General features: G+C 56.4%; 18 protein-coding genes. 6 read left to right on the plus strand and 12 right to left on the minus strand.

Features of this window, described 5'->3' with window-relative positions:
- Window positions 1-76 precede the first annotated feature (76 nt).
- Window positions 77-427: a hypothetical protein gene (locus tag APY94_RS13545; protein ID WP_245610368.1), complete on the minus strand. Its 351-nt coding sequence runs from the start codon at window positions 425-427 to the stop codon at window positions 77-79.
- A gap of 329 nt (window positions 428-756) precedes the next feature.
- Between APY94_RS13545 and rtcA the strand changes: the two genes are divergently transcribed.
- Entirely contained in the window at window positions 757-1,785 is a 1,029-nt protein-coding gene (gene rtcA / locus APY94_RS01005) for an RNA 3'-terminal phosphate cyclase (RefSeq protein ID WP_058937868.1), read from the plus strand.
- Here the strand turns inward: rtcA and APY94_RS01010 are convergent.
- The 8 genes from APY94_RS01010 to shyB all read right to left on the minus strand — a co-directional run bounded on the left by APY94_RS01010 (window position 1,782) and on the right by shyB (window position 8,261).
- On the minus strand, window positions 1,782-2,630 hold the full coding sequence (locus APY94_RS01010) for a TatD family hydrolase (RefSeq protein ID WP_058937869.1): 849 nt from the start codon (window positions 2,628-2,630) through the stop codon (window positions 1,782-1,784). The two genes, rtcA and APY94_RS01010, sit on opposite strands and share 4 nt — an antisense overlap.
- 9 nt (window positions 2,631-2,639) lie before the next feature.
- Window positions 2,640-2,957, minus strand: a complete 318-nt coding sequence (pbp11, locus tag APY94_RS01015; RefSeq protein ID WP_058937870.1) for a tRNA-binding protein Pbp11 — start codon at window positions 2,955-2,957, stop codon at window positions 2,640-2,642.
- A 4-nt stretch (window positions 2,958-2,961) separates the two neighbouring features.
- Window positions 2,962-3,627 carry a DUF257 family protein gene (locus tag APY94_RS01020; RefSeq protein WP_058937871.1) on the minus strand — a complete coding sequence of 222 codons (666 nt, stop codon included), beginning with the start codon at window positions 3,625-3,627 and terminating at the stop codon, window positions 2,962-2,964.
- Window positions 3,602-4,291 (minus strand): DUF257 family protein, encoded by a 690-nt coding sequence (locus APY94_RS01025; RefSeq protein WP_058937872.1) that lies wholly within the window; start codon window positions 4,289-4,291, stop codon window positions 3,602-3,604. Before APY94_RS01025 ends, APY94_RS01020 begins: the two co-directional genes overlap by 26 nt.
- A gap of 112 nt (window positions 4,292-4,403) precedes the next feature.
- Window positions 4,404-5,651, minus strand: coding sequence for an NAD(P)-dependent hydrogenase/sulfhydrogenase 2 subunit alpha (gene shyA, locus APY94_RS01030; protein ID WP_058937873.1), 1,248 nt, complete (start codon window positions 5,649-5,651; stop codon window positions 4,404-4,406).
- Window positions 5,648-6,388 carry an NAD(P)-dependent hydrogenase/sulfhydrogenase 2 subunit delta gene (shyD, locus tag APY94_RS01035; RefSeq protein ID WP_058937874.1) on the minus strand — a complete coding sequence of 247 codons (741 nt, stop codon included), beginning with the start codon at window positions 6,386-6,388 and terminating at the stop codon, window positions 5,648-5,650. The genes shyA and shyD overlap by 4 nt, the downstream gene beginning before the upstream one ends.
- Complete coding sequence (gene shyC / locus APY94_RS01040; protein ID WP_058937875.1) at window positions 6,385-7,260, minus strand: NAD(P)-dependent hydrogenase/sulfhydrogenase 2 subunit gamma; 876 nt, start codon at window positions 7,258-7,260, stop codon at window positions 6,385-6,387. The genes shyD and shyC overlap by 4 nt, the downstream gene beginning before the upstream one ends.
- Window positions 7,257-8,261 (minus strand): NAD(P)-dependent hydrogenase/sulfhydrogenase 2 subunit beta, encoded by a 1,005-nt coding sequence (gene shyB, locus APY94_RS01045; protein WP_058937876.1) that lies wholly within the window; start codon window positions 8,259-8,261, stop codon window positions 7,257-7,259. Before shyB ends, shyC begins: the two co-directional genes overlap by 4 nt.
- 167 nt (window positions 8,262-8,428) lie before the next feature.
- Between shyB and nuoE the strand changes: the two genes are divergently transcribed.
- The 4 genes from nuoE (at window position 8,429) to APY94_RS01065 (ending at window position 15,067) form a co-directional block, all read left to right on the plus strand.
- Window positions 8,429-8,893, plus strand: coding sequence for an NADH-quinone oxidoreductase subunit NuoE (gene nuoE / locus APY94_RS01050; protein ID WP_058937877.1), 465 nt, complete (start codon window positions 8,429-8,431; stop codon window positions 8,891-8,893).
- On the plus strand, window positions 8,886-10,688 hold the full coding sequence (nuoF, locus tag APY94_RS01055) for an NADH-quinone oxidoreductase subunit NuoF (protein ID WP_058937878.1): 1,803 nt from the start codon (window positions 8,886-8,888) through the stop codon (window positions 10,686-10,688). Before nuoE ends, nuoF begins: the two co-directional genes overlap by 8 nt.
- 1 nt (window position 10,689) lies before the next feature.
- Complete coding sequence (locus APY94_RS01060; protein WP_058937879.1) at window positions 10,690-13,551, plus strand: NAD(P)-binding protein; 2,862 nt, start codon at window positions 10,690-10,692, stop codon at window positions 13,549-13,551.
- Window positions 13,552-13,654: 103 nt separating this feature from the next.
- Window positions 13,655-15,067 (plus strand): ATP-binding protein, encoded by a 1,413-nt coding sequence (locus tag APY94_RS01065; RefSeq protein WP_058937880.1) that lies wholly within the window; start codon window positions 13,655-13,657, stop codon window positions 15,065-15,067.
- Window positions 15,068-15,069: 2 nt separating this feature from the next.
- On the opposite strand, the gene APY94_RS01070 is transcribed toward APY94_RS01065, so the two are convergent.
- Both APY94_RS01070 and APY94_RS01075 read right to left on the minus strand, forming a co-directional pair.
- Entirely contained in the window at window positions 15,070-16,248 is a 1,179-nt protein-coding gene (locus APY94_RS01070) for an aminotransferase class V-fold PLP-dependent enzyme (protein WP_058937881.1), read from the minus strand.
- 52 nt (window positions 16,249-16,300) lie between these two features.
- Window positions 16,301-17,203, minus strand: a complete 903-nt coding sequence (locus APY94_RS01075) for an asparagine synthetase A (protein ID WP_058937882.1) — start codon at window positions 17,201-17,203, stop codon at window positions 16,301-16,303.
- A 199-nt stretch (window positions 17,204-17,402) separates the two neighbouring features.
- Here APY94_RS01075 and APY94_RS01080 point away from each other — a divergent pair, with 199 nt between their 5' ends.
- Window positions 17,403-17,984 (plus strand): P-loop NTPase family protein, encoded by a 582-nt coding sequence (locus APY94_RS01080; RefSeq protein WP_058937883.1) that lies wholly within the window; start codon window positions 17,403-17,405, stop codon window positions 17,982-17,984.
- Here APY94_RS01080 and APY94_RS01085 read toward each other — a convergent pair.
- A complete protein-coding gene (locus APY94_RS01085; RefSeq protein ID WP_058937884.1) occupies window positions 17,977-18,762 on the minus strand; it encodes a hypothetical protein in 786 nt (261 codons plus the stop codon). The two genes, APY94_RS01080 and APY94_RS01085, sit on opposite strands and share 8 nt — an antisense overlap.
- Window positions 18,763-18,791: the final 29 nt, after the last annotated feature.

Below are 18,791 nucleotides of genomic sequence, written 5' to 3' on the forward strand. Positions count from 1 at the left end.
CTCGCGCGCCTTGTCAGGGTGCTCGTGGAGAAGAGGGGTCTGGGGGAGAGGGAGGCCCTGGCCCTCGCGGTGCGACTCAACCTTGGAGAGCCTTGAAGTATCGAATCACGGCCTCCCTGAATTGGGGATTGTTCTTTCCGAGGGCCGCGTTTATCAGTCCCTGGAGCTTTTCGTCCTCCGCGATGTACACAAGCAGAAGCCCCTGGTCCGGGCTAAGCTCGCCGAGAAACTCCGTTCCTTTCAGCAGACCCTCTCTGCTTCCGGCGGTTTTTTCAAGCTCCACTATCCTCTCGAGGTACGGTTCAACTTTCTTTCTCCTCGCCTCAAACTCCAGCCAGTCTATCGCCAGCCTCTCCCCGGGGAATATGTGGCGTCCGGGACTTTCTATATAGGGCCTGAGAACGTCCCCGAGCTTCGAGCCCAGCATCTTCCTTCGGAACCGTTCAATGGCCCTATAGTCGTTTTGAAGACGCTTTTTGTCCACGAAGTCGAGGGAGTCGTAGAGGGCTATTCCTGTGAGGTAGCAGAGGGCGGCGAAGGGAATCTCCGGGAGGGTGATGCAGTTTCACGTTACCCTGACGAATTCTCCATGTCTTCTTCCGGACCCCTCCAGGAGCATTCCCAGGGGATAGCTCATGCTCTTGATGCAGAACTCAAGTTCGTCCATACTCGCACCGCCTGAAATTCGTTCCGTAGAGTAAAAGCCTTTCGGCAAGGTTTTTAGCGGTCCCGCCGAAACTAATAACGGTGAGAGGGGTGATAGTGATAGACGGTTCCTACGGTGAGGGTGGAGGGCAGATACTGAGGACCGCCATAGCTCTCTCCGTCATCACCGGAAAGCCCGTTAAAGTCGTCAAGATTCGCGCTAACAGGCCAAACCCCGGTCTCAGACCGCAGCACCTCCACGGAATTCTGGCCCTGAAGGAGCTGAGCGGCGCGAGGGTTAAGGGTGCCCAGGTTGGCTCGACCCTTCTTGAGTTCGTCCCGGGGGAGGCAGGGCCAAAGCGCATCCGCGTTCCGATAAAGACCGCCGGCAGTGTGACCCTTGTCCTTCAGGCACTGCTGCCGGCGATGGCATTCATCGGTGGAAGCTTTGAGATAACCGGCGGAACTGACGTCCCCTGGAGCCCGCCGGTCGATTATCTGAAGAACGTAACGCTCTACGCCCTTGGGAAGATGGGGATTAAGGCCGAGATGGACCTCAAGAGGCGCGGCCACTACCCGAAGGGCGGCGGGCTGGTCACCGGGAGGGTCGAGCCCTGGGAGGAGAGGAAACCCCTGAAGGCCATTGAGTGGAGTAGGATAGAGCGCTTCGCAGGGATAAGCCATGCCACCAATCTACCCCCCCACGTCGCCGAGAGACAGGCGAGGGCTGCCGAGGAGAGGCTTGAGGAGCTTTACAGCGCCCCCGTGGAGATAGAGACCGAGGTATCGCGCTCCCTCGGGCCGGGAAGCGGTATCGTCATCTGGGCGGAAACCGATTCGCTGAGACTCGGCGGAGACGCCCTTGGAAAGCGCGGAAAGCCTGCCGAAGTTGTCGGCAGGGAAGCCGCCGATGAGCTCCTCGACCAGCTGACTGGTGGAAAAGCGGTTGACAGGTTCCTAGGCGACCAGCTGATACCGTTCCTGGCCTTCGCCGGCGGCGAGATAGGGGTAACGGAGATCACCAGCCACCTCGTCACAAACGTCTGGGTTGTGGAGCAGTTTCTGGGCAAGATCTTCGAGGTGGAGGGAGAAATCGGCGAACCCGGGATTGTGAGGGTGGTGAAGCGGGCGGAGGTTTAATCCTCCTCAACCTCTACCTCATATACCTTTCTCGGGTTCTCCACGTGGATCTTGTAAACGTCCTCCTCTGTGAATAAGCCGTTCTGGAGGAATGCCTTCGTTCTCTTCGGCACGGTCTTCGGCCCGAGAACCGCTCCCGGCCGTCTCTTGTCGTCTATGTAGTCCGTCTCCATCATGAACCTGTTTCCCTGCTCTATTGCCGCTTTAATGTTCTTCTTGCTGGCTATTATGCTCGGGAAGACTCCGACCTCCTCGGCCACCTTCACGAGGGGCGGCGAGAAGTGTTTGACGACCTTATACGGCTTTATTCCAACTTCCCTCACGTACTCCCCAAGCTCCCTGAACTTCTCCTCGTCGAAGCTCTCGGTGTGGAGCTGAACCGCGCAGTCGGCTTCCTTGGCAAGGCTCATCCCGTACTTCATCAGCTCGATGCTGGCGTTCCAGATTTCTTCGCTCACCTCGTAGTGCGGCCTGCCTATCTCGCCTATGGCTATGGCCTTCCCCTCAAGGCAGAGCCTCTGGGCGTATTCGAGGGCCTTCATGACCTCGTTTTTGGCGTATTCAAGGCCTTTCTGCTCCGCAAGATAAACGAACTCCGCAGGGTGCACACCAACGACGGCATAGGCCTTGACGGGCGTTTCCTCGTTGATTCTCTCGACGAGCCCGATGTGGAAGTCCATTGCCCTCATGAAGTCCTCCGCATTCAGTCCCGGGAAGCCGTAGTCGTGGGCGGTTTTGTAGACGACGACGAGATGTGTCCCTCCTGCCCTGTGGAACTGCCTCACGGCCTCAAGAAAGAGGCCCTTGTATGGGTCAACGTGGAAGTGGTCGTCCCAGATTATCATGCCATCACCTCACGACTGGTAAACTTCTATGATTTCACCCTCTTTGACCTTCAGCGTTCCCTCGAGAACCAGGGCCGCTTCGTCGTGCTCCACGACGAAATCTACCTTCCTGTTCTGGAGGTGTATCTCCCTCACGAGCGCTATTCCCCCACCCTTGAGCTTGTAGCCTGGGTATATGACGCCCTCAAGCACAACGCCGCCCAAAACCTGCTTTCCGAGGACGTATGTTACCCCAACCACCTGGAACCTGCCCGCGGGCTTTCGGGAGGCGATCTGAACATCTCCCCCGTTTCTGGCCCTGCCGAACAGCCGGTCCAGTATTCCCATGTTCTCACCTTGCACTCCCGTCCAGGTATGCTATCATGTCGCCGTCGACTATCCGAAGGGTAGGCCCCTTGGCGAAGACGAGGGCGTGCCGCTTGTTCCGCAGCTGAATCCTTACGACGGTTGTGGCTATCTCCTCCAGCTCCGGTATCGGGTTGGTTCTGAGGGCGGAAACTACACTTCTGTTCAGTATGTAGAACGAGACATGGCTCTCGTCCCCAAGCCGCTCCTTTATGGCTCCGGTCATCATGTAGAACTCGCGTTTGCTTTCAAAGAATGCGAACAGCCTCTCTATGCCGAGGGTTATGTGTATGTACCTCTTGCCGGGGGCCGCTTTTTTGAGGGCCGCTCTGTGCTGGTTCAGATACCTGGCGGCGTCGCTCTCTATGCCTATCCTCGCCACGACGTTTCCGATGCTCTTGACCCCGCCTGTTTTTATGACGCTGACGTCTGTAAAATCCTCATCTATTCCAAGGAATCGGAGATGTTCCCTGACTACGTGAAGTGAGTCCAGGATGTCGTCCACGTAAACGGGTACCCCCTTCTTTCTTCCGTACTCCGCTATCAGGCGGGTCATCAGAGCGGTCCCGTAGGGGGATTCGTTCTCCACTAGGATCACATCGCCGAAAAAGACGCTGTCCAGGTACTCATAGACCCTTTCCGTGGAAAGCATCGAGCATCACCTCCAGGCTCACCTCGTACTCCCTCCCCAGGAGTTCCCTTACCGGTGTTTTCAGGAAGGTGACCTTTGCACTGACCGGGGTGGGGGTTATCTCCACAACGGTGCTCGCTATGTACTCCAGCTCCGGCAGGGGGTTGAACTCCAGGGTTGAGGCCACCTCCGTGTTCATCAGGTACGCCGCCTTTCTCTTCGTGTTCCCGAGCATCTTCTGAAGTTCAGTTATGAACAGATAGTACTCCCTGGGGCTGTGGATAAAGGCAAAGAGCCTTTCTAGGCCGAGGGCAATGTTTATGGAGTCGTTAATTTCGGCGAGTGCATTTTTCATGGTCTCTTCATACTTTTTTATGTAAACAAGCGGCTCCGAGCTGAACTCCACGTTGGCTATGACGTTTCCAACGTTTATCCTGCCGCCCGATTTCACGACGAGTGCATCGTTGAAATCCTCCTCGATTCCCCAGAACCTGAGGTGCTTCTGAAGCACGTGAAGGGAATCAAAATTATCGTCTATGACTATCGGGACGTCCCTCTTCCTCCCGTACTCCATCAGCAAAAGAACGAGGAACTCGGGTGCGTAGGATGGATGGTACTTCACGAGAACGCTCTCCCCGGACTGTACCAGATCGACTATCCTGAAAAGCTCCTCGAGCTGCTCCATGGTTCTCACCGTTCAGAGTTTTACCATGGAGTGATATAAACATTTTGGGAGAATCTGAGGTTTGTGCACTGGATTTGAGGTTTTAGACTAAATTAAAATAAAAAACAACGCTTCAGAGCTTCACCAGGTGCACGGAGCAGGAGATGCACGGGTCGAATGCCCTGACGGTCTCCTCGAGCCTTCCTATCATCGCCCTCTCGTCGGCCTCACCGTACAATTTCCTTGCCTCTTCCAGCAGGCTGGCCTCCATCATCGCGTGGTTCAGCGCGGTTGGGGTTATTATGTTGGAGTAAGCGATGTTGCCGCTTCCGTCTATCCTGTAGTGGTGTATCAGAACACCCCTCGGGGCCTCGACGTAGCCTATCCCCTCGCCCTCCCGGGGCTCAACCGGGATGTTCTCCCCTTCGATGCCCCTGTCGAGAAGGGTCTTCGCTATCTCGTTTGCCCTCTCGAGGGAGTAGACAAGCTCTATCGCCTGGGCCAGGTTGTTGTAGCTGACGTAGCCGGTCTCCAGTTTTCCCCTGTGCTCCTCAAAGAGCCTCTTGGCCCTGGGGGTGAGCATCTCCGACTTGAGGAGCAGCCTCGGCAGCGCTCCGACGAAGAAGGCCTCGCCCTTGTAGCGGCTTTGCTTGGCGAAGCTGTAAACGAGGGAGCGTTCCTCTATCCTCTCTGTGTAGTGGAACTCCCCTTCCTCGTCCGAGACCAGCTTTTCGCCCCAGAGGTAGCCGTCGGTGGCAACGAAGTGCTTTGCCTGGGCGCCGTAGGGATCCAGTTGAGTGAAGAGCCTCACAGCCCTCCTGGCCAGCCTGAGGAGGGCTTCGCTTTCCGTCTCCACCCTCTCGAGCTCCTCCACCGTTGGATACCTGCCGAAGCCGCCGGGCTTGACGTTTATTCCGTGTATCTCCCTGCCGCCTACCATCACCCTTATCCTGTTGCCGAAGCCCTTCAGGGCGAGGCCCTCTTTCACCAGCTCCCCGTGCTTCGTGGCCATCCTTATGGCGTCGGGATAGCCAAACACGTCCGGCGCAACGAGGAGGTACAGGTGTAGCGCGTGGCTCTCAAGCAGTTCGCCTATGAGTCCGAGCTCCCTGATGAGGGCTATCTCCTCCGGGACTTCAACGCCGAAGGCCCGCTCTATCCCGAGGACTGATGCGACGCTGTGGGAGAGGTAGCAGATGGCGCATATCCTGGCCTCGAGGTCAGGAACGTCGTAGTAGTGCCTTCCAAGGGTCAGAAGCTCGAAGAATCTCGGCCCCTCGATGATCTTAAGCCTGACGTCCTTTACCTCGCCGTCCTCGATGACTATCTCGGCCTTTCCGTTGCCCTCAACCCTCGTGAACTCGCGGAGTTCGATTATCATGGCTCCCACCTCGCGAAGGTCTTGAACTTCCTTACGATGTACTCATCATCGTAGCTGAGCTCCTTGAGTATCTCGTACTCCCCGGCAGGGTTCACTTCTCCGGGCAGCGGACCGCGGCAGCCGATGCATCCCAGACCCGAGCGCACGCAGACGGCGTTGCAGCCGCCGTAGGTTATCGGGCCGAGGCAGGGGAGGCCTTTCTTTACCAGCACGCACTCGTACTCGTTGAGCTTGCACTCAAGGCAGACGGGGTAGTCCTTCCTGACGGGCTCGATGCCCTTGGCTATGTCCATGAGCACCTGGTAGACCTCGTTTTTGTCGTACGGGCATCCAGGAAGGGCGAAATCAACGGCTACGTATTCGACGACCGGCTTGGAGTCGAGGGCGCGCATCGGGTTGCCGTCGTCCCCATAGACTGCCTTCAGCTTCTCCCTGATGGGGAGTTCAACGCTCGCCTGGACCGAGCCGTGGGTTGCGCAGGTTCCGAGGGCGATGAGGTACTCCGAGTGGTTTCTCGCCTCTTTGAGCAGGTTCAGGTCGCGCTGGGTCGAGACGGTTCCGGTTACGAGGGCGACGTCGTAGTGGTTCCCCTCGCTGAGGCTCGTTGCCATGTGGAACTCGGTTATCTCGTAGAATTCGAGGAGGTCGAAGAGCTTCTCGTAGAGGAAGAGCATGTTGAGGGCACAGCCGCCGCAGTCGGTAAGCTCGAAAACCCCCAACTTGAGCTTGTCCATCATATCAACCCCCTCGTGGAGAGAGCGTCCCAGTACGTGAAGACCGGGCCGTCTTGGCAGATGTACTTCATGGAGACGCTGGTTCCGACGACGCAGTGGCCGCATTTGCCGACTCCGCAGCGCATGCGCCTCTCTAGGGTCATGTAAATCCTGCCCGGTGAGAGCTTTCTGTCTAGGAGCTCCCTTATGACGAACTTGTACATAACCGGCGGGCCGCAGATGAGGGCGTAGGCCTTGTTAACGTCGAACTCCTCGCCCCTGAAGAGGTCTGTGACGACACCTTTGCACACCCTGTCTGAGAAGCCCTGTTCGAGGTAGATGCACGATGGGCTCTCAACCTCGTATGCCAGCTTTACCGAGCAGTTCATGGCCTCGCCGTGCTTCAGGAGGTGTATTATCTCGTCGCGGAACAGTATGTCCTCGTAGGCTTTGGTTCCGTAGAGCAACCAAACGTTCTCATACTTGCCGGTGTCGATTGCGTACCAGAGTACCGAGCGGAGGGGTGCCATCCCGAGGCCACCTGCAACGAGTATCAGGTTGGAGCCCTCCATCTTCTCCATGGGGAATCCGTTTCCGTAGGGCCCGCGGATCCCCACGACGTCCCCTTCCTTCATCTTGTGGACGAACTTGGTCATCCTGCCGACCTTTCTGATGCAGAGCTGGAGGTAGCCCCTCCTCGTGGGCGAGGAGCAGATGCTTATCGGGAACTCTCCAAAGCCGCGGATGTCAACGATGACGAACTGCCCCGGCTTGAAGTTGAACTTGGCCTCAACCTCGGGGTCGAGGAAGCGCAGTGTGAAGAGCTTCTCCCTCGACGTTAAGTCCTTCACTTCGAGAATCCTTGCGTCGTACGTCTGGTACGGGTTCTCGCTCATTTCAGGGACCCCCTTACCTCTTCAAGAACCTTAACGTGCTCTATCTTCGCCGGGCAGAACTCGTCGCAACGGCCGCAGCCGACGCAGTTGTAGCCCGCCGTGGGGTCGAAGTAGCTCTTGCAGTAGTATCTGTGCCTGAAGCGGTCCAATCGCGTAGGCCTGAAGTTGTGGCCTCCAGCAACGAGTCCATGGTTCTCCATGAAGCATGAGTCGTAGCGCCTCTCGCGCACCGAGCTGTAGGCGTCCATCCAGCGGTCGCAGACCTCGTAGCAGCGGCACGTCGGGCAGACCATGTTGCAGTTGCCGCAGGTGAGACAGATGTCCGCGTACTTCTTCCACACGGGGCTGTTGTACGCTAAATCGAGCATGTCGGCGAGGCCTTCCTGTGGAAGCTCCTTCTGGAAGGCTTTCGCGCGCTTCTCCTCAAACTCTTTGAAGTTGGCGAGGTCTTCGTCGGTCACCTCCTCGAACAGCTCACCGTTCTCCCAGACTATCTCGTGGCCGCGGACGCTCCCGATTCTGACCAGCCAGCCGTCGGGAAGCTCGTGGAGAAACAGGTCGAAGCCGTCCATTGCGAAGTGCGTCCCGAGGCTCTTGCAGAAGCAGTACTCGTCGGGCATACAGCTTATTCCTATTATTAAAGTCTTCTCGCGCCTGCTCTTGTAGTACGGATCGGCCGGCTCGTCGAGGTATATCTTGTCGAGTATCTTAAGACCGTGAATGTCACAGGAGTGGAGCCCGAAGAGAACCGTCGGTTCTGCTTCGACTTCTTCCTCCCAGCGGCCGTTTTTCAGCCTGAGAATAGCCTCTTTGGGTCTGAAGAAAAACTTCTTCGGCGGAAGCATGGTTCTGTTGTAGTCCAGCGCTATCTCCGCCGGGTCGTGCACTTCTTGGAAAGAATAGATGCCCCCTCTTTTGACCGGGGCATACAAGGTACCCCATTCCCCAAGGGACTTGAAGAACTTCCCAAAGTTTTCGGAGGGCAATTTTATATATCTCAAGGGCATCACCGCCTTAAATGGGATTACAATTTTAAGTTTGTAAAGAATTGATTTAAGAATTTTTCAAACGAATGGTTACCAACCAGATGTTACAAACTTGTACTTTAGTGCACGCTTATAAACATTAAAGTTGAGACTCTTTTGAGAAAATCCCGTGGTGATGCGAGATGGAAGCCTCGTTCGATTACATGCGCTCTTATCCGCCGGAACCGAGTTCCCTAATCCCTCTTCTCCAGAGAACCCAGGAGCGCTTCGGTTACCTTCCCAGGGAGGCCCTTGAGGAGATCGCGAACTACGTCGGTGTCCCGCTCAGCAGGGTCTACGGCGTCGCGACTTTCTACGCCCAGTTCCGCTTCGAGCCCCTCGGAAAATACGTCGTCAAAATCTGCCACGGAACAGCATGCCACGTCAACGGTGCCGTCAATATATCCCAGGCCATAACTGAGGAGCTTGGAATTGAAGAGGGGCAGACAACCGAGGACGGCCTCGTGACGCTTGAGCGCGTCGCCTGTCTCGGATGCTGCAGCTTGGCACCGGTCATAATGATAAACGACAAGGTCTTCGGCAAGCTCACGCCGGATAAAGTCAGGAAACTGATGAGAAAGCTCAGGGAGGGGAAGCTCGATGTCTGAAATCAAAGCCATAGCGGTCGGCATGAACTCCTGCGGGATAGCCGCCGGCGCGAGAGAAACCTACGAGGCCATAAAGGCTGAGCTTGAGAAGAGAAACCTCGACGTGAAGCTCAAGATAGTCGGCTGCGTCGGTATGTGCTACCGCGAGCCCCTCGTTGACATAATTACCGATGATGAGATAATCACATACGGCCACGTCGACCCGAAGAAGGTTCCGAGGATTATAGAGGAGCACGTCATCAACGGAAGGCCCGTCGAGGAGTGGATAGTCAAGCGCGACTGGTGGGAGAACGGCGAGAGGAAAACCTGGGACGTTGATGGCTACTTCGCCAAGCAGAAGAAGATAGTGCTCGAAAACTCCGGCTACATAGACCCCGAGAACATCGACGAGTACATCCAGACTGGCGGCTACGAGGCGCTGAAAAAGGCCCTCACGATGGAGCCGGAGGAGATAATAGACGTCATCATGAAGTCCGGCCTGAGGGGGAGGGGCGGAGCAGGATTCCCGACCGGCCTGAAGTGGAAGTTCGCGAGGGAAGCCAAGGGCGACGTCAAGTACATCGTGTGCAACGCCGACGAGGGCGACCCCGGAGCCTTCATGGACAGGAACGTCCTTGAGGGCGACCCGCACAGGGTAATCGAGGGCATGATAATCGGCGCCTATGCGATTGGAGCAACCAAGGGCTTTATCTACGTCCGCGCCGAGTACCCGCTCGCCATAAGGAGGCTGAAGATAGCGCTGAAGCAGGCGCGCGAGAGGGGCTTCCTCTGTGAGAACATCCTCGGAAGCGGGTTCTCCTTCGACATCGTCATCAAGGAAGGTGCCGGAGCGTTCGTCTGCGGTGAGGAAACCGCTTTGATAGCCTCGATAGAGGGCAAGCGCGGAATGCCGAGGCCGAGGCCGCCTTATCCGGCCCAAAAGGGTCTCTGGGGCAAGCCCACCAACATCAACAACGTGGAAACGTGGGCGAACGTGCCGTGGATAATCAAGCACGGCTGGGAAGCCTACGCCTCGATAGGAACCGAGAAGAGCAAGGGAACGAAGGTCTTCGCCCTTTCAGGTAAGATAAAGCACGGCGGAAACGTCGAAGTGCCTATGGGAATGACGCTGAGGGAGATACTCTACGAGATAGGCGGGGGAACTAAGACCGGCAAGAGGATTAAAGCCGTTCAGCTCGGCGGTCCGTCGGGCGGCTGCATCCCGGAGTACCTCTTCGACACGCCCGTTGACTACGAGAGCGTGAACGCTACTGGCGCGATAATGGGGAGCGGCGGAATGGTCGTCATGGACGAGGACACCTGTATGGTCGACGTCGCCAAGTTCTTCCTCGACTTCACGGTGAAGGAGTCCTGCGGAAAGTGCACCTTCTGCCGTTTGGGTACCAAAAGGATGTGGGAGATCCTCGACAAGTTCACCAAGGGCGAGGCAGCGGAGGAAGACCTCGAAAAGCTCGAACGGCTTGCCTATCAGGTCAAAGCGGGTTCGCTCTGCGGCCTCGGACAGACCGCCCCGAATCCTGTTCTCACAACGCTCCGCTACTTCAGGAACGAATACCTGGCCCACATCGAAGGACGCTGTCCTGCCAAGGTCTGCAAGCCGCTCATCAAGTATGTCATCATCGCCGACAAGTGCACCGGCTGTACGGCATGTGCGATCTTCTGTCCGGTGAAGGCGATAAGCGGCGAGAGGCTCAAGCCCCACGTCATCAACCAGGAGGAGTGCATCAAGTGCGGAACCTGCTACGAGGTGTGCCGGTTCAATGCCATAGAGATAGTCGATGCGGGGGGTGAGTGAAATGGTCAAAATCATAGTCAACGGTAAGGAACTCGACGCTCCGGAGGGGAAGCCGATCATAGACTTCCTCCGTGAGATTGGGGAGCACATTCCCGGCTTCTGCTACACGAACGAGCTTAACCCCTACGGCTCCTGCAGGCTCTGCCTCGTCTCCACCAAGAGGGGCGTCACCACCTCTTGTACCCTCAAACCGATGGAGGGACTGGAGGTAGAGACCCTCAGCGACGAAGTCGTTTCGATGAGGAAGACGGCACTTGAGCTCATCCTCTCGGACCACTACGGCGACTGTATCGGCCCCTGTCAGGACGGCTGTCCGGCCCACAGCGACGTGCAAGGATATCTCGCGCTGATAGCCATGGGCAAGTACCACGAGGCCGTCAAGCTGATGAAGGAGAAGTATATCCTCCCGGCGGTCCTCGGAAGGGTCTGCCCGGCCTTCTGTGAGGATGCCTGCCGGAGAAACCTCGTGGAGGAGCCCCTCGCGATAAGGCAGTTGAAGAGATACGCGGCCGACTACGACCTCGAGCACGGTCCGTGGATGCCCGAGATTCCGCCCTCTACCGGAAAGAGAATAGCCGTCGTCGGCGGTGGGCCAGCGGGCCTTGCCTGCGCCTACTACCTCAGGACGATGGGGCATGAGGTGACCATAATCGAGGCGATGCCGGAACTCGGCGGAATGACCCGCTACGGCATTCCGCCCTACAGGCTGCCGAGGGACGTTCTGGACAAGGACATAGCGACCGTAATCAACACTGGAATAGAGGTGAAGACCAACACCGCCCTCGGAAGGGACGTAACCCTTGAGGAGCTCCGCGAGAAGTACGATGCCGTATTCCTCGGTGTCGGAGCGTGGAGAAGCAGAACGATGGGGATTCCGGGCGAGGAGCTTGAGGGAGTGATGCACGGTATAGAGTTCCTCAGGAAGGTCAATATGGGCGAGAAGGTCGAGCTCGGGGAGCGCGTCATAGTAGTCGGCGGCGGAAACACCGCCATGGACGTTGCTCGGACGGCTCTGAGGCTCGGTGCAAAGGTTACCGTCGTTTACCGCCGTTCGAAGGCGGAAATGCCCGCCAACGAACGCGAAGTCGAGGAGGCCATGGAGGAAGGCGTGGAGTTCATGTTCCTCACCAACCCTGTGAAGATTCTCGGAGACGGGAAGGTCGGGGAGGTAGAGCTCATCAAGATGCGTCTCGGCGAGCCGGATTCAAGCGGAAGGAGGAGGCCGATACCGATCGAGGGTTCGGAGTTCCGCGTTAAAGCGGACAACGTTATCCTCGCCATAGGCCAGTACTGCGACGAGGAGTTCCTCAAGAGCCTTGGCATCGAGGCGAAGCGCGGTAAGGCTCTCGTTGATGAGGTGACGCTCCAGACGAGCGTTCCCGGAGTTTTCGCCGGTGGCGACCTCGTCCTCGGGCCGTCAACGGTCATCGAGAGCATAGCAACGGGAAGAAGGGCCGCGATAATGATAGACCTCTACCTCAAGGGCAAGCTTGATAAGGCTAAGAACGTGCTTACCGAGCCCGAGAAGCACATCGAGGAAGTCTTAAGCGATGATGACCTTTACAGGGTTCTCTTCGACCTCAGGCCCTACAACCACTGGAAGAAGGTGACGGAGAGGGACTACGAGCACGTTGAGAGGAAGCCGAGGGCGAAGGTGAAGCTCCTCGACCCCGAGAGGAGGAAGAAGACCTTCGAGGAGGTCGAGCCGGCCTTAACCGAGGAGCAGGTTCTTGAGGAGGCCCAGCGCTGTATGAGCTGCGGCTGTATGGAGGTCTTCCGCTGCAAGCTGAGGGAGTACGCGACGCTTTACGGTGCCGAGCAGTACGCCTTCGAGGGCGAGCAGAACAAGTTCGAAATCGACGAGAGCCACCCATGGGTGACGCTCGACAACAACAAGTGCGTCCTCTGCGGCCAGTGCGTCAACTTCACCCACGAGGTTGCTGGAGAGGGAGTCCTCGACTACCTCTTCCGCGGATTCAAGACGAGGATCTCGCCGCCGCTCGGAGAGACCCTTGGAAACATGGACGGCAGATTCATCGGGGAGATGATAGACCTCTGCCCGGTTGGGGCAATAACGGAGAAGCTCCCCTTCGTCAAACCCGGCCCGTGGAAGACGAAGCCCGTCAAGACCGTTTGCAACGGCTGTTCCTTCGCCTGCGAGATGAACGTGGAGGTTTACGACGGCATGCTCGTGAGGGCTTCGAGGGTGGAAAACTCATGGAACGGGCACCTCTGCGACTACTGCCGCTTCGCCAGGCCGTGGGCCGAGGATCTTACTCAACCGCTCCTTAACGGGAGGCCCGTGAGCTGGGAGGAGGCAAAGCGCTTCATGGCCGAGAGGAGCTACGCCCTGGTACTGACTCCTGAACTGACGAATGAAGAAATCGCCAGGCTCAAGGCCTTTGCGGAGGAGAAGGGCATTCCAATAGGTTCAACCGTGAGTGGAGGCCTCTCCACGGCTACGCTGGAGGACATCAGAAACGCCAAAAGGGTTCTCCTGAAGGCAAGCGTGGATAAGTTCCCGCTCCTTAAGATACTCCTGAAGGGCAAGGAAATCGTTGAGGGGGGTTACGACGTTGCGATACTTGAGGGGGAAGAACCTCTCGATGTTCCGACGCTGATACTCTATCCCGGCGTTAACGCGGCGGGGCTCATCAAAGCCGGGATAACCGGAATACCTGAGGCTGAAGCCTACGTTGTCATCGGAAGGACGGAAAGGAAGCTGCCGGGTGACGTACTGGTGCTCCCGGCGGGCCTCTGGGCAGCCAGGGAGGGAACCGTGACCAATGCCTTTAGGATGGAGCTGAGGGTAGGAAGGGCCGTTGAAGAGGCCAGCAGGGTTTTTGAGCTCTTCTTCTCCTGATTTTCCCTTTCTGTGGGCCCTTTTTTACTTCCCTTCCGGCGGCATGCACCTGTTTTCAAAACATTTAAATAGTTTACCTGTGAGTAAATTACTGTGGAGTAAAATGTTTGTGGACAGGCGTGAAGAGCTGGGGCTTTTGGAGGAGAGGCTCAAAAATGGGAAAGCGGAATTCGTAGTCGTCTATGGCAGGAGAAGGATAGGGAAGACGACACTCCTCCTTGAGTTCCTCAGAAGAAACGGTGGCGTTTACCTCCTAGCGAGGGAGACGAGCAAAGTCGAAAACCTCAGGAGGTTTTCCGAGAGGCTAGCGGAGGTGTTTAACGACGAACTCCTGAGAAAGAATCCCTTCCAAAGCTGGGACGCGTTCTTTGAATACCTCCACCAGAGATCTAAGGAGAAGAGGCTCATCCTCGTCATAGATGAGTTCCCGTACCTCGTTAAGGGGGATAAAGCGCTGCCCTCCATTCTACAGGAGTACTGGGATTTGAAGCTCTCGGAGGGGAGAATTTTCTTAATCATCTGTGGTTCCAGCGTTTCCATGATGGAAAGGCTTCTAGGCTACAAGAGCCCCCTCTACGGCAGGCGAACCGGTCAGCTAAGGCTCCGACCGCTCGACTTTTTCAACGCAAGGTCGTTCCTTTTGGGATACCCGATCGAAGAGTTTATGAAAGCCTACGGCATTCTCGGCGGGACACCGGCCTATCTCCTCGAGTTCAGCGATGGGAAGAGCCTTGAGGAGAACCTGCGAGACTACTTTAGACCCGACTCCTTCCTGTACGGTGATGCGCTCTTCATTCTCAGGGAAGAGCTTGAAGAGCCAAGGAACTACTTCGCTATAATGGAAGCCATCGCAAGGGGGAAAACTTCGCTTGGAGAAATAATGACTGAGACCGGCCTTGAGAGGTCATTGATTGGAAAGTATCTCTCCGTTCTAATCGAGCTTGAACTGGTGAGGCGTGAAGTCCCTGTAACTGCGAGCAGGAAGAGCCGGAAGGGACGATACTACATCAACGATCCTTATTTTTCCTTTTGGTTCCGTTACGTCCACCCAAACTCTGACTTAATTGAGACAGGGCAGGGGGAGCTTCTCGTGGGTCTCGTTATGGAGGACCTTCCGGCGTACACTGGCGTTGTCTTTGAGGACGTTGCAAGGCAGTTTTTGCTCAGATTGAACAGGGCAGGAAAGCTTCCGTTCCGCTTTACGAAAATCGGCCGTTGGTGGCACAAGAGCGAGGAGATTGACCTCGTTGCCTTAAACGAGCGGGAGAAAAAGGCCCTATTCGTTGAGGTAAAGTGGAAAGGCTTAAGCGAGAGGAAAGCGAGGGGGATTTTGAATAGGCTGGAGAGGAGGGCGGAGCTTGTAGGTCTGGGGGGATGGGAGAAGTGGTATGGAGTGGTGGCGAAAAGCATCGAAGGCAAAGAAAAGCTGGAAGGAGAGAAGTGGCTTGCATGGGATCTGAGAGACCTTGAAGGCATTGGTGGTTCAGGCATTAAACGAAAAAGGAACTCTCCTTAAGCTCAGCGTCCCATAACCGTGAACAGCTCCTCCAGGAACATCTCGACGTCATCCAGCGTGTTGTAGAGATGCGGCGAGGCCCTTATCCCGTAGTGGCCGAGAACGCCGCGGTGGCTGACTGAAATCCCCTCCGCGGCGAGCTTCTGATACAGTCTTTCCTCTTCCTCGTAGCTCAACCCTGTTTTTATTGTGACTATCGAGGAACCCTCCGCGAGAACCTCAAGGTCGGCGTTCAAGGCTTCGTCCCTTATTCTGCCCGCCAGTCGGAGGTTGTGTCGTTCTATCTCTTCGATGCCTATCTCGTTTATCAGCTTCAGCGAGGCTTTAAACGCCGCGGCTATGAGATACGGGGCTCCGCCGCCGAAGTCGAGCTTCTTGACGCCTTCAGCAGGTTTCAACTCACCCCAGGGGTCCTTCTCGGGCAGTCCCCACCAGCTGCCCCATTCACCCGTCGGCGGTTCGTTGTTCAGCAGGCCGGTTATCGGCTTCATCTCATCTAGAAGCTCGTCCGAGACGTAGATTAGGCCCGCCCCAGTGTCTGGGCTGAGGAGCCATTTTTCACCGCCCGCTGAAAGCGCATCAACGCCCTCCTTCTCCGGGAACAACCTCAGAACCCCGAGGTGCTGGACGGCGTCAACTATCAGCCAGGCGCCGTGTTCGTGAGCCATCCTCGAAAGCTCCCTGAGGTTGAGCCGCTGCCCGGTGACCCAGTTGACGGAGCTTAAGACTACCGCAAAGGTGTTGTCGTCTATTGCCTTTTCGATGTCCTCTAGGCTGTGAACCCCGTTCCTGTTCTCCACGACCCTCAGCTCGAGGCCGAACCTCTTCGAGTAGCTCTTGAGAAGCGCGGGCACGGTTGGAAACTCCGTGTCCAGCGAGACGATGTTCTGCCCCCTCTTGGGCTTCATTGCCAGGAGTATTCTTCTAAGTCCCTCGGTCGTCTGTATCGAGAGGCCGACGTTCTCCGGGTTAACCTTCATCAGCCTTGCCGCCTCATCTAACAGCGGCTTCAGAACGACCTCGTCCATGTAGTCGACTGAGTTGACCTCCCCTTTGAACTCGATAACGTCGTTGAGGAGCTTTGTTGCCTCAAGAATCGCGGTTGACGGCATCAGGCCGAGGCTCGCGGTGTTCAGGTAGGCCTTAAACCTTCTTAACGAGGGAAACAGGCTTTTTCTCATAGAAATCCCCAAAAGGAGTGGGGAAGAAGGGTTTAAATGGGTTTTGGGGGCCTCAGATAACGGCCGGGACACCCGGAATCCTCGGGAACGGCTGCACCTCAGCTATGTGCTTTGCCCCCACCATGTAGCGGATTAGCCTCTCGACGCCGATTCCGGCCCCGGCGCTGGGCCTCAGGAGACCTGCCTTGGCCACTTCAAGGTACGGTCTGAATGCCTCAAGGCTTATCCCGGCGCTCTTCATCTTTCTGACGATGACCTCGTACTCCCACTCCCTCTCACCGCCGCTCGAGACCTCGCCGTAGCCCTCTGGCAGGTAGAGGTCGTAGTTCCTGAAGTGGCCGGGCTTTTCCGGGTCCTCCCTGTCGTAGAATTCCCTCTTGATGTCGGTCACCCAGAAGGGTTCCTTCATGGCCTTGCTGGCCTCGTCCTCGTCCCCGAACTTCTCCTCTATCTCCTCCAGGGTGAAGCGCTTGAAGGGCGGCTTGACTTTGGGCACCTCCCTCTCGAGCCCCCAGCTTCTTGCTTCCTTAAAGAGCCCGCTGATGAGGCCCTCGATGAGGCTCATCACGTCGTCCATGCTGGCATGGGCTATCTCGAAGTCGAGCTGGGTGAACTCGTAGGCGTGCCTTCCGTCGTCCGCGGAGCGGCCCTCAAGCCTCACGTTAGGCGAGAGGATGAAGAGCTTATCTATTCCCATCGCCACCGCCATCTGCTTGTGGAGTATCATGCTGTGGGTCAGTCTCAGTCTCGAGCCGTAGACCTCGACCTCAGGCGGTCTGAGCGCCTCTTCGGCGGCCGGATCGGGCCAGAGGGGGTCGGTGATGGAGCTGAGCATCACTGGGAGCATCCACTTGAAGCCCTCACTCACCATGTATCCTGTCATATAGTCAATAATCCTCGTCTGTATCTCCATAACTGGTTCAATTTTTCTGGTCACAATTTGGAGAGCGTTCATATCTATCACCTAGTTTTTGTCACTGACTTTTTCCTTTATGGCCTTTGTGCAAAAACTTTTGGATTTTGGGCAAGATATGACATGTAACTGCGATGATTTTTGAATATATGACGATATATTGCGCTTTATTTGACGTTTGTCAAAGCCCGCCGGCGATAGCGTTATAACGCCAGTCGAGAACCTTGTATGGTGGTAAAGCATGGGAGTGTACATATTCACGCCTGAGGACCTGATACGCTACGGCGCCGCAACCGAGGAGCAGTTTGAGGTTCTGAAGAACGCGATTCTCTCCAAGAAGGACATCCTCGTGGTTGGTTCCAGCCGCTCCGGAAAGACCAAGCTCGTTGAGGCGCTGATGCACTTCATACCCGACGACTGGAAGGTCGCTGTTATAACCGCCTACGGCGAGTTCAAGCCCTTCAAGCCGAACATCGTTGTCATGGATACTCAGTTCGACAGCCAGCCCCTGGAGAGGCGCACCTCGGACGTTATCTCAAAAATCAGGACTTTGAATCCCGACTACGTCGTCATCGACACCCTTCACACCGTTGACGCTGCAAGAATATTCCGCGAGCTTATAGACGATTACGCATTCATAGTGACCTCCCTCGCCCTCACGGACGATATAAAGGACGAGGTCAGGCACTGGCTCAGGATAAGCGGTGAGACCTTCGACAAGTTCGACATAGTCGTCGAGCTCAAGAGGGACTTCAGAACCGGCAGGAAGAGCATAGACCGCATATACGAGGTAAAGAACGGGGAACTCAGGCCCGTTATTTAGAGCGCTTTTTCAACCGCTCCTTTAACTTTCTCCAACCGTCCCTTATCTCGTTTCTGACCTTTCTCTGCCCCTCTTTTGTGAGGTAGCCCTTTCTCCATGCGATGTACATGAGGCCATTAAACGCGAGTGTAGCCACCACCGCCAGAAGCAGGGAGTTAACGGCGACGCCGGCTATCGTTTTCTGCGTCCTCCTGAACATTCCGAGGGCAACGTAGTCGTTGGGGTTCATGTGCTTCATAGGCAGAACCGCCCTCTCGGTGCCTTCGGCGGGGATGAGGGACAGCATGTGGTTCCAGGTTACGACGTAAACGTTGATGTGGGTCCCGTTAACCGTGCAGTTCGGCACTATCTGGTTCTCATCCACCCACAGGCAGCTCCCGTTCTCTAGGAGCTTTCCATTGACATCGGTGTGCTCGTAGGTCTGGAAGTAAAAGGTGCCGTTCTCTGGGTTCACCTTCACTACCTCTATGTCCTGCGTCGCGCCCCCGTAAACGAGGCCCCTGAAGAAGCGGTAGAGCTTGTCTATCAGCGAGTTGCTGAAGTACTCATCCTCCCAGACGATGTAGTAGTAGAGAACACCGTCGTAGTCCACCATGTAGAGAATTCCGACGGGTCTGTCGTTGGGGGCCGTGTAAACGATCGGTGTGTAGAGGTCTATCTTCTCGCTCTGGCCCGGCATGTAGCCTTCCAGGGAATAACCGCTTGAGGCCAGTCCAACGAACCAGAAGATGAGGAAGTTCAGGATGAGCCAGGCGGTTATCCACTTCTTTGAGACCATAACATTCACTAGAATAAAAAGAAGGGGGC

It is taken from the genome of Thermococcus celericrescens (genome assembly GCF_001484195.1).
Taxonomy (GTDB): Archaea; Methanobacteriota_B; Thermococci; order Thermococcales; family Thermococcaceae; genus Thermococcus; species Thermococcus celericrescens.

What these genes read in the sequence shown, in the direction of transcription:
- APY94_RS01065 (WP_058937880.1), top strand. Translation starts at nt 13,655, where the DNA reads ATGTTTGTGGACAGGCGTGAAGAGCTGGGGCTTTTGGAGGAGAGGCTC.
- nuoE (WP_058937877.1), top strand. Translation starts at nt 8,429, where the DNA reads ATGGAAGCCTCGTTCGATTACATGCGCTCTTATCCGCCGGAACCGAGT.
- APY94_RS01085 (WP_058937884.1), bottom strand. Translation starts at nt 18,762, where the DNA reads ATGGTCTCAAAGAAGTGGATAACCGCCTGGCTCATCCTGAACTTCCTC.
- APY94_RS01010 (WP_058937869.1), bottom strand. Translation starts at nt 2,630, where the DNA reads ATGATAATCTGGGACGACCACTTCCACGTTGACCCATACAAGGGCCTC.
- APY94_RS01025 (WP_058937872.1), bottom strand. Translation starts at nt 4,291, where the DNA reads ATGGAGCAGCTCGAGGAGCTTTTCAGGATAGTCGATCTGGTACAGTCC.
- shyD (WP_058937874.1), bottom strand. Translation starts at nt 6,388, where the DNA reads ATGATGGACAAGCTCAAGTTGGGGGTTTTCGAGCTTACCGACTGCGGC.
- APY94_RS01080 (WP_058937883.1), top strand. Translation starts at nt 17,403, where the DNA reads ATGGGAGTGTACATATTCACGCCTGAGGACCTGATACGCTACGGCGCC.
- shyA (WP_058937873.1), bottom strand. Translation starts at nt 5,651, where the DNA reads ATGATAATCGAACTCCGCGAGTTCACGAGGGTTGAGGGCAACGGAAAG.
- nuoF (WP_058937878.1), top strand. Translation starts at nt 8,886, where the DNA reads ATGTCTGAAATCAAAGCCATAGCGGTCGGCATGAACTCCTGCGGGATA.
- APY94_RS01020 (WP_058937871.1), bottom strand. Translation starts at nt 3,627, where the DNA reads ATGCTTTCCACGGAAAGGGTCTATGAGTACCTGGACAGCGTCTTTTTC.
- APY94_RS01070 (WP_058937881.1), bottom strand. Translation starts at nt 16,248, where the DNA reads ATGAGAAAAAGCCTGTTTCCCTCGTTAAGAAGGTTTAAGGCCTACCTG.
- shyC (WP_058937875.1), bottom strand. Translation starts at nt 7,260, where the DNA reads ATGAGCGAGAACCCGTACCAGACGTACGACGCAAGGATTCTCGAAGTG.
- APY94_RS01060 (WP_058937879.1), top strand. Translation starts at nt 10,690, where the DNA reads ATGGTCAAAATCATAGTCAACGGTAAGGAACTCGACGCTCCGGAGGGG.
- pbp11 (WP_058937870.1), bottom strand. Translation starts at nt 2,957, where the DNA reads ATGGGAATACTGGACCGGCTGTTCGGCAGGGCCAGAAACGGGGGAGAT.
- APY94_RS13545 (WP_245610368.1), bottom strand. Translation starts at nt 427, where the DNA reads ATGCTGGGCTCGAAGCTCGGGGACGTTCTCAGGCCCTATATAGAAAGT.
- APY94_RS01075 (WP_058937882.1), bottom strand. Translation starts at nt 17,203, where the DNA reads ATGAACGCTCTCCAAATTGTGACCAGAAAAATTGAACCAGTTATGGAG.